Here is a 1,921-nt window from a genome sequence, read left to right as displayed (position 1 = left end):
CTGAGCGTTTTGTGGAATCACGCCGTCTTTAAGGTAGCGCCATAATGCAATCACTAACCGCCTGGCAAGCGCGACAATCGCAATGCGCCGCGCGCGGCGATTGGCGCCAGTGCCCTGCGTGCGCTTGTTGAACCACTGCGCCAGCGCACTGCTAGGCTGATAGCGCAGCCAGCACCAGGCCATCTCGACGAGCTGGGTTCGCACTCGTTTATTTCCCTGCTTGCTGATTCCCTGATCAATCCGGCTCTGTCCGCTATCGTAGGGCTGCGGGACAGGCCCACGCAGGCGCCCAGTTGCCGCCGGTTACCAAACTGGCGCCAGAACAACTCAAGCATCAGGCGCGATGCCCCGATATGGCCTACACCTTTGAGGTGCGTAAGATAAGCGATCCGTTCGCGTACAGGTGCCGGTAGACGTTCTTGCAGTGTGCGCTCAAGTGCCGCGAGTTGTTCTTCGGCAAGTGCCAGGCGGGCCGCCTCGCGTAACAGTCGTTCATGCAACTCGCTGGGCAGCGGCGTGCCATCATGACAAACCAGTTTGCCGCTCGCTAGCCGCTTGGCAAACGTCCTATGATCGAAACCGTCCCAGCAACCCATTGTGATCAACAGCTTACGCATACGTTCGCGGTGCTGAAACACCTCTTTGTGCAACTGCCCTCGATCACGAATCAACTGACGCGAAGCTTCATCTTGCAGCGAGGGCACTCGCACAACGCGCATGCGCTCGCGTTCGCCATGCAGCCAGGCTCGCAGATTCGTGACCAGCTTGATCGCATCAAGTCGATCCGTCTTGGCGCGACGCCTGTGCCGCTCCACCGGAATACTGGCCGCATCGATCACGTAACAATCGATGTCACGCGAGCGCAGCGCTCTATAGATCCAGAATCCATCCTGCCCAGCCTCATAACTGACCACCACACGCACACCTTGGGGCAGTGACCATTTCTGCTTGTACCGCTCAATCACCTCCAATAGGGCTTGCACTCGCATGGCCGCTTGCGCTCCCCTTACCGTGTGCACCGCTGGACTCTGTCTGCGTCCATCATGCAGCGCAATCTTCCATTGGGCCCCCGCCAGTTCGAGTGATGTTGCCAGTATTACGTTCTCAGCATCGACTCCGGCTAAGTGATCTGTACGCATGATAGCCTCCGTTGCGTTCGCCTTGATTCACTTAAGCTTACGACTTAAGCTTGGGTTGGTCTCTCGCTACATAGGATCTACTTATCCAACCTGTGCCACCGCTCCACTACCGCCCTGATTTTTATATAACATGCTCATTAGTCATCCCCCGAAGAACAAACCATTCCATTCCGAATGAAATTAGCCACGTCCTCTAGATACGACGTAAGCGACTCATCTTTATCAAAAAACGGCAAAAAAGACCGCACCGAATTATAAAGCATGGCAGTATGCGTTCCCAATTTGTCAGCACCACGAATATCAGCTGCTTGACATGCACACAAAAGTTCGAAGCTTATAACATAAATGGTATTATTAAATATTTCCTGTGCACGCCGAGCGGCCACAAGACCAAGTGACACGATATCTTGGAAATCAGCTGTCGAGGGCAATGACTGAATGGAGACTGGCATACATAAAGACCGGTTTTCTGAGGCAAGGGAAGCACTCATGAACTGGCCTCCCATCAACCCAAGTCGGATCCCTTGATCACTCACACAAAGAAATGGTGGCAATCCATTGCTATTATTTTTATCCATAAATCGATCGATACGCCGATCTGACAAATTACTTAACGTAACCAACGCGATAGATAAATGATCCATCGCCATGGCAATGTACTGACCATGAAAATGGCCATTATGATATACATCATTATGCTTTGGAATCACCAAAGGATTGTCATTACTAGAATTCAACTCATTTTCTACCACACACTTAACATAATCCACAGCATCCCTAAT

At 52.2% G+C, this 1,921-nt stretch carries 1 protein-coding gene and 1 pseudogene; both read right to left on the bottom strand.

From position 1 onward, the window contains the following. Positions 1 to 1,139, bottom strand: a pseudogene (locus tag KQH55_RS16440) (IS110 family transposase); the annotation flags it as partial. A gap of 137 nt (positions 1,140 to 1,276) precedes the next feature. Next, positions 1,277 to 1,921, bottom strand: a 645-nt coding sequence (locus tag KQH55_RS16435; protein WP_235091721.1) for an aromatic amino acid lyase, incomplete at its 5' end; no start/stop codon positions are given.

The sequence above is a fragment of the Mycetohabitans sp. B3 genome (genome assembly GCF_021498065.1).
In the GTDB taxonomy this organism is placed as follows: Bacteria; Pseudomonadota; Gammaproteobacteria; order Burkholderiales; family Burkholderiaceae; genus Mycetohabitans.
The sequence above is the reverse complement of the archived record's forward strand: the minus strand, read 5'-3'. Positions and strand labels throughout refer to the sequence as shown.